Annotated in this window: 5 protein-coding genes and 1 pseudogene; 5 read left to right on the forward strand and 1 reads right to left on the reverse strand. The window is 72.1% G+C overall.

The window, feature by feature from the left end:
* Positions 1 to 53: 53 nt before the first annotated feature.
* The 5 genes from SM577_RS30375 (at position 54) to dusB (ending at position 5,529) form a co-directional block, all read left to right on the forward strand.
* On the forward strand, positions 54 to 1,433 hold the full coding sequence (locus tag SM577_RS30375; protein ID WP_302918975.1) for a glycine--tRNA ligase: 1,380 nt from the start codon (positions 54 to 56) through the stop codon (positions 1,431 to 1,433).
* A 190-nt stretch (positions 1,434 to 1,623) separates the two neighbouring features.
* Entirely contained in the window at positions 1,624 to 2,445 is an 822-nt protein-coding gene (locus SM577_RS30380; protein WP_302918974.1) for a hypothetical protein, read from the forward strand.
* A gap of 67 nt (positions 2,446 to 2,512) precedes the next feature.
* A complete protein-coding gene (locus SM577_RS30385) occupies positions 2,513 to 3,427 on the forward strand; it encodes a hypothetical protein (RefSeq protein ID WP_302918973.1) in 915 nt (304 codons plus the stop codon).
* A gap of 22 nt (positions 3,428 to 3,449) precedes the next feature.
* Positions 3,450 to 4,253: a hypothetical protein gene (locus SM577_RS30390; RefSeq protein WP_302918972.1), complete on the forward strand. Its 804-nt coding sequence runs from the start codon at positions 3,450 to 3,452 to the stop codon at positions 4,251 to 4,253.
* Positions 4,254 to 4,356: 103 nt separating this feature from the next.
* Entirely contained in the window at positions 4,357 to 5,529 is a 1,173-nt protein-coding gene (dusB, locus tag SM577_RS30395) for a tRNA dihydrouridine synthase DusB (RefSeq protein WP_474581878.1), read from the forward strand.
* A 375-nt stretch (positions 5,530 to 5,904) separates the two neighbouring features.
* On the opposite strand, the pseudogene SM577_RS30400 reads toward dusB, so the two are convergent.
* Positions 5,905 to 6,000 (reverse strand): annotated as a pseudogene (locus SM577_RS30400) (C39 family peptidase); the annotation flags it as partial.

Below are 6,000 nucleotides of genomic sequence, written 5' to 3' on the forward strand. Positions count from 1 at the left end.
TCGTTCCGTCCACATCACGTCCCCGCCGACCGCCAGCCGGCGTAGGAGGAAACATGCCAGCCGACCGTATCGACGCCGTCGTCAGCCTCGCCAAGCGCCGGGGCTTCGTCTTCCCCTCCAGCGAGATCTACGGAGGCACCCGGTCGGCCTGGGACTACGGTCCGCTCGGCGTCGAACTCAAGGAGAACGTCCGCCGGCAGTGGTGGAAGACCATGGTCCAGCAGCGCGACGACGTGGTCGGCCTGGACTCCGCGGTGATCCTGGCCCGCGACGTCTGGGCCGCCTCCGGCCACCTGGACGCCTTCGTCGACCCGCTGACCGAGTGCCAGTTCTGCCACAAGCGGTTCCGGGCCGACCACCTCGAGGAGGCGTACGCCGAGAAGCACGGCAAGCCGCTGGCCTCGCTGGCCGAGCTGAACTGCCCCAACTGCGGCAACAAGGGCACCTTCACCGAGCCGAAGATGTTCAACGGGCTGATGAAGACCTTCCTGGGCCCGGTGGAGAGCGACGAGGGGCTGCACTACCTGCGCCCGGAGACCGCCCAGGGCATCTTCGTCAACTACAAGAACGTCGAGACGGTCGCCCGCAAGAAGCCGCCGTTCGGCATCGCGCAGACCGGCAAGTCGTTCCGCAACGAGATCACCCCGGGCAACTTCATCTTCCGCACCCGCGAGTTCGAGCAGATGGAGATGGAGTTCTTCGTCGAGCCGGGCACCGACGAGCAGTGGCACGAGTACTGGCTGCGGGAGCGCTGGAACTGGTACCTCGACCTCGGCCTGTCGGAGGACAACCTGCGCTTCTACGAGCACCCGAAGGAGAAGCTCTCGCACTACTCGAAGCGGACGGTGGACATCGAGTACCGCTTCCAGTTCGGCGGCACCGAGTTCGCCGAGCTGGAGGGCATCGCCAACCGCACCGACTTCGACCTCTCCACGCACAGCAAGCACTCCGGCGTCGACCTGTCCTACTTCGACCAGACCAAGGGCGAGCGCTGGGTGCCGTACGTCATCGAGCCGGCCGCCGGCCTCACCCGGGCGGTGCTGGCCTTCCTGCTGGAGGCGTACGACGAGGACGAGGCGCCGAACACCAAGGGCGGCGTGGACAAGCGGACCGTGATGCGGTTCGACCCGCGGCTGGCCCCGGTCAAGGTGGCGGTGCTGCCGCTGTCCCGCAACGAGGCGCTCTCCCCGAAGGCCAAGGAGCTGGCCGCCACGCTGCGCAAGCGCTGGGTGGTGGAGTTCGACGACTCGCAGGCGATCGGCCGCCGCTACCGCCGGCAGGACGAGATCGGCACCCCGTTCTGCGTGACCGTCGACTTCGACACCCTGGACGACAACGCGGTGACCGTGCGCAACCGGGACACCATGGCCCAGGAGCGGATCTCGCTGGACCAGGTCGAGCGTTACCTGATCGAGCGTTTGCCCGGCTGCTGAGCCACCCGTGCGACGGCCCCGCCCCGATCCCGGGGCGGGGCCGTCCGCCGTCTGCCGCCGGGGCGCGTTCACTTTCCGGGCGATGCGGACCAATCGTCTGATCGGCCGAGGTCAGCGGCCACCCGGTGGTTGAGCGGCCCATGATCTCGTGCGAGCATTCCCCGCGTCGAATCTCGTCACGGGGGTGTGTATGACGCGCGCGTCGCAGGAACACGACCACGACCCGAACCGCCGGCGGCTGCTGCGCCGGGCGGCCACGGTCGCCGCCACCACGGCCGGCGCGGGAGTCGCCGCCGCGGTCGGCCTGCCCGGCACGGCCCAGGCCGCCCCGGGCGACAACCTCGTCATGGGTACGACGAACGACGCCGGCCCGGCCACCACCACGCTGAACGGCGCCTACCCGACGCTGACGCTGAAGAACAGCGCCGGTGCGCCGCTGCGGCTGGTGCCCGGCGACTCGATCTACCCGCAGGTGCTGGACGCTCCGGTCGGCACCCTGGCGGTCGACAACCAGGGCGACCTGTTCGTCCGGGCCGGCACCGCGGGGCAGGAGACGAACGGCTGGGCCTGGACCACCGAGTGGGCCACCACATCCGTCGCGGTGCGGCCGACCCGGGTGCTCGACACCCGCGACGTCAACCTCCGCCGCAACATCGTCTCCGGCTCGCTGGACTCGCTCGGGCGGGTCCAGCCGGGCGCTCCGATCGTCCTCGCCCTCGACTCCTACGTGCGCGACGGCTACGCCCTCAAGGGGAACGTCACGGTGGTCGGGATGACCGGCGCCGGCGTGCTCACCGTCTGGGGCGCCGGCACCAAGCCGGCCACCTCCACCGTGAACTGGTCGGCCGCCGGCACCGTCCTGTCCAACTTCCTCTTCACCGAGTTGGGCGCCACCGGGGCCTACCGCAGCGTCATCACCATCCAGGCGACCGCTTCGCCGACGCACGTGATCGTCGACATGACCAGCCTGTTGGTCGGCCACCCGAGCCAGGTCCTGGCGCCCCAGGCCTAGTCGACCGGCCGGTCGCCCCGGCCCACTTCCGACCTTCACCGTCAGACCGACCCACGGGGGAAACGAGATGTCCTCGACCGAACCTGACCGTCCCGCGTCACGGCGCACGCTGCTGCGCCGCGCGGCAGTCACCGGTGGCGCCGCGGTCGCCGCGACCGCGGTGACCGCCACCCCGGCCTCCGCCGCCCCCGGCGATCCCGTCGTCATCGGCCTGCCCAACTCGGGTGGCCCGACCACGGTGACGAGCGCCGCCCCGGCCGGGGGCGCCACCCTGGCGCTGCGGAACGCCACCGGCGCGACCCTCCACATCGAGAAGGGGCCCAGCTACACGTCCCCGGCGCCCACCGGCGCCCTCTACGCCGAAGGGACGGCGCTCGCCGTCTCCAACGGCAACGGCGCCTACTCCGCGTTCAGCACGGCCAACGCCACCATGCTGGTGCCGGTGCCGCCCACGCGCATCCTGGACACCCGCAGCGCCGCCGGCCGGGCCCGGCTGATCGAGGGCGCGGGCCGGATCGACGCGCAGGGCCGGGCCGTCGCCGACAGCTTCCTGGTCGTACACCTGCAGGGCATCGCCGAGTACGCCGACGGGATGCTGGGCAACATCACCGTCGCCAACACCGAGAAGGCCGGCTTCGTCACCGTCTACGGCCGGGGCGACCGCCCGAACGCCTCCACCATCAACTGGTGGAGCGCCGGGCAGTTGCTCTCCAACGGCGTGATCACCCAGCTCGGCGCGTACGAGACCGCCAACGGTGACTACTACCCGGACGTCGTCGGGATCTACGTGCCGAAGGCGAGCGCCACCGCGCTGATCCTCGACGTGACCGGGCTGCTGGTCTTCCACCCCGACTCGGCGGTCATCAACAGCCCCAAGACGGCCGGAGCGCGCGTCGCCGCCGACGGTAACCGGGGCGTGCGGGCCCAGGCGATCAAGGAGGCCGCCGAGCGCGGTGACCGGGCGGTGCACACCGGTGCGTGACCACGGAACCCAGGAGAGCAGCATGACCACCGACGAGAACTCGACCACCCGCCGCCGGATCATCAAGGCCGGCGTCGCCGCGGGTGCCGGTGTCGGCGCGGCGGCCGTGGTCGCCTCCCCGGCCAGCGCGGCGCCCGGCGATCCGGTCATCCTCGGCCAGGTCAACGACGCCGGAGCGGCCGAGACCGTGCTCGTCGGCGGCTCGTCGGCCAACCCGACCCTGACGGTGCAGGGCACCTCGCCCAAGCTGGTGTTGGCCCCGACGCCGGAGGCGAACATCCCGCAGGAGCTGCCCACCGGATCGCTCGCCGTCACCCCGGCGGCCGACCTGGTGATCGGCGGCCGTGGTGGCACCCGGGCGTACGTCAACACGACCCGCTGGGCGAACCGGACGATGGCCGTCCCGCCCCAGCGGATCATGGACACCCGATCCCTGAGCACCTACTCCGGGAACGTGCTCCACGGTGCCGCCAACGTCGAGGCCGGGAAGCTGAAGGCGAAGACCTTCATGCACCTGACGCTGAAGAACGTGTCGCCGGTGGTGGCGGAGAAGGCGGTCTCCGCGTATGTCAACATCACGGTGGCCGGCACCGTCGCGGCGGGCTTCCTCACCGCGTACAGCTCGGGGCTCGCCAGCGTCCCGGAGACCTCGTCGCTGAACTGGTGGGGGCCGAACCAGATCCTCTCCAACCTGGTCGAGGTGCGGCTCGGCAGCTACAACGGGGGGGACCCGTTCAGCTTCGCGATCTACGTCAACAGCGCGACCTCGGTGATCGTCGACGTCTCCGGGCTGACGCTGGCCGCTCCGGACGGAGCACTGGCCTGATCGACCGCATCGGTCGCCGCCGCGGTGCGAGTTCGCTCACCATCGCGGCGGCGACCGGCCACCGGCACCGGCCCGCCCCGGCCGGCGTGGGATTCTTGGGTACGTGACCAGTCCCGCCGTTCCCGCGCTCCGCCCGCTCACCCTCGGGCGGCACCAGGTGTGGCCGCCGGTGGTGCTCGCCCCGATGGCCGGCATCACGAATGTCGGCTTCCGTCAGCTCTGCCGGGAGCAGGGCGGCGGCATCTACGTCTGCGAGATGATCACCACCGTCGCGCTGGTGGAGCGGAACCCGAAGACGCTGCGGATGATCGCCTTCGGCCCGGACGAGCGGCCGCGCAGCCTCCAGCTCTACGGCACCGACCCGGAGACCACCGCCGCCGCCGTGCGGATCGTGGTCGAGAAGGACCTCGCCGACCACATCGACCTCAACTTCGGCTGCCCGGTTCCGAAGGTCACCCGCAAGGGCGGGGGTGCGGCGCTGCCCTGGCGGCGCCGGCTCTTCGCCCGGCTGGTGCGGGCCGCGGTGGACGCCGCGTCGCCCGCCGGGGTGCCGGTCACTGTCAAGATGCGCAAGGGCATCGACGACGACCACCTGACGTACGTCGAGGCGGGGCTGGCCGCCCAGGAGGCCGGCGTGGCGGCGGTCGCCCTGCACGGGCGTACCGCCGCGCAGCGCTACTCGGGCACCGCCGACTGGGACGCCATCGCCACCCTGAAGCAGGCGCTGGACGTGCCGGTGCTCGGCAACGGCGACATCTGGGAGGCCGACGACGCGCTGCGGATGGTGGCGCACACCGGCGTGGACGGGGTGGTGATCGGCCGGGGCTGCCTGGGCCGGCCGTGGCTCTTCGCCGACCTGGAGGCCGCGTTCGACGGCCGGCCGGAGCGGCGGCTGCCCACCCTCGGCGAGGTGGCCGCGACCATGCGCCGGCACGCCGAGCTGCTGGTCGACCAGTTCAGCGCCGGGGCGCGTACGCCGGCTCGGGGCGAGCGGGACGGCTGCACCGACTTCCGCAAGCACGTCGCCTGGTACCTCAAGGGCTTCCCGGTCGGCAGCGAGCTGCGCCGGGAACTCGCGATGATCGACAGCCTGGCCCAGCTCGACGACCTGCTCGGCAAGCTGGACCCGACCGAGCCGTTCCCGGTGGCCACGCTCGGCCAGCCGCGGGGGCGGACCAACTCGCCGGGCAAGGTCTTCCTGCCCGACGGCTGGCTGGCCAGCCGGGACGACGACACCGTCCCCGAGGGCGCCGAGCTGGACGACTCCGGCGGCTGAGACGCCGGCGCTCCGGTGCGGCGTGCCCGACGCCGAGCGCGGCCCGGTCGTGCCCTGACGCCGGGCCGGGCGAGTCCGTGCCCCTGACGTCGGGCCCGGCGCGGCCGTGCCCTTACGCCGGGGCCGGGCGAGTGTGTGCCCTGACGCCGAGCCGGGCGAGTCCGTGCCCCTGAGGCCGAGCCCGGCGAGGCCGTCCTCTGACGCCGGGCCGGCCGAGACGTCCCCCGTCTGCGCCCCTGGACGTCGCCTTGCTTGCGTCCCGGAGCGTCGCCCTGCCTGCGCCCCTTGGACACGCCGAAGGGCCGGCCCCCGGTTGGGGGTCGGCCCTTCGGTGTTGTTCCGCCTGTTCGGTTGTTGGTCGCCGGTGGTGGGTCGTCAGGCGGTGTAGCCGCGGGTGGCGATCCAGTCGGCGAGGTTGTCGATGCTCATCCGGTAGCTGGCGGTGTCCGGGTTGGCCGAGTCGGCGATGGT

Source organism: Micromonospora desertarenae (genome assembly GCF_056150265.1).

Excerpts from the sequence above, each read along its gene's own strand:
- SM577_RS30375 (WP_302918975.1), top strand. The coding sequence starts at position 54 with ATGCCAGCCGACCGTATCGACGCCGTCGTCAGCCTCGCCAAGCGCCGG.
- SM577_RS30380 (WP_302918974.1), top strand. The coding sequence starts at position 1,624 with ATGACGCGCGCGTCGCAGGAACACGACCACGACCCGAACCGCCGGCGG.
- SM577_RS30385 (WP_302918973.1), top strand. The coding sequence starts at position 2,513 with ATGTCCTCGACCGAACCTGACCGTCCCGCGTCACGGCGCACGCTGCTG.
- SM577_RS30390 (WP_302918972.1), top strand. The coding sequence starts at position 3,450 with ATGACCACCGACGAGAACTCGACCACCCGCCGCCGGATCATCAAGGCC.